Source organism: Amycolatopsis anabasis, assembly GCF_009765355.1.
Taxonomy (GTDB): Bacteria; Actinomycetota; Actinomycetes; order Mycobacteriales; family Pseudonocardiaceae; genus Amycolatopsis; species Amycolatopsis anabasis.
Genome location: NZ_VTHK01000179.1, coordinates 1 through 815, shown reverse-complemented (window position 1 = coordinate 815; position 815 = coordinate 1). Strand labels below are relative to the sequence as shown.

At 64.8% G+C, this 815-nt stretch carries 1 protein-coding gene; it reads right to left on the bottom strand.

Annotated elements, in window-relative coordinates:
• Positions 1-2: 2 nt before the first annotated feature.
• Positions 3-815, bottom strand: an 813-nt coding sequence (locus tag FXO23_RS50605; protein WP_343034607.1) for a solute symporter family protein, incomplete at its 5' end; no start/stop codon positions are given.

Sequence of the window (815 nt, the reverse complement as noted above, 5' to 3'; positions counted from 1 at the left end):
GGTCAGTGGGTGGTGGCTTTTTCGGCTCCGGCTCCGGTGAGGGAGCGGACTTCCATTTCGGCGTATTTGTCTTCGTTGTGTTCTTTGGAGCTGAGGGTGCCGAGGTAGCCGAGGAGGAAGGAGAGGGGGATGGAGATCAGGCCGGGGTTTTGCAGGGGGAACCAGTGGAAGTCGACGGTTTTGAGCATGGATTTGGGTGTGCCGGAGACGGCGGGGGAGAACACGATGAGCACGATGGTGATGGTGAGGCCGCCGTAGATGGACCATAGGGCGCCGGAGGTGTTGAACCGTTTCCAGAACAGTGAGTACAGGATGGTGGGGAGGTTGGCGGAGGCGGCGACGGCGAAGGCGAGGGCGACGAGGAAGGCGACGTTCTGGTCTTTGGCCAGGATTCCGCCGATGATCGCGACCGCGCCGATGACCAGGGCGGTGTAGCGGGCGACGCGGACTTCGGCTTCTTTGGAGTCGACCTTGCCCTTTTTGATGACGTTGGCGTAGACGTCGTGCGCGAACGACGCCGACGCGGTGATCGTGAGGCCGGCGACGACGGCGAGGATGGTGGCGAAGGCGACCGCGGCGATGAACCCGAGCAGCACGGGTCCGCCCAGGGCTTGGGCGAGCAGGGGGGCGGCGGAGTTTTCCCCGCCGGGGGCTTTGCTGATCTTGTCCTTGCCGACCAGTGCCGCGGCGCCGTAGCCGAGGACGAGGGTGAACAGGTAGAACAGGCCGATCAACCCGATGGCCCACACGACCGACCGGCGGGCGTCTTTCGCGGTGGGGACGGTGTAGAAGCGCATCAGCACATGCGGCAACCC